Genomic DNA, 264 nt, shown 5'->3' on the forward strand with positions numbered 1-264 from the left:
TCGACAGCCTGCCGGAAGCGACCCTGATCGCGGCCGCATCGGGCGTCGTTCTGCTGGCGAACGAGCGGGTGGCGGCGTTGTGCGGGGAGCTCGACGGGAATCCGGGGGCGCGCCATTCGCCGGCCGGGCGCTCGGTCTCCGATGTGCTGTTTCAGATCACGGCGTCACATCGTGCCAACGAATTCGCCGCACAGGCGCTGACATGGCTCAATCACTCGCCGCATGGCGACGATCTGTCGGCGCAGACGAAATCGCAGCTCGACC

Annotated in this window: 1 pseudogene; it reads left to right on the forward strand. The window is 67.4% G+C overall.

Features of this window, described 5'->3' with window-relative positions:
* Positions 1-264: pseudogene (locus tag SB764_RS41275) on the forward strand (histidine kinase); the annotation flags it as partial.

It is taken from the genome of Paraburkholderia sp. SIMBA_027, assembly GCF_046535315.1.
Taxonomy (GTDB): Bacteria; Pseudomonadota; Gammaproteobacteria; order Burkholderiales; family Burkholderiaceae; genus Paraburkholderia; species Paraburkholderia tropica.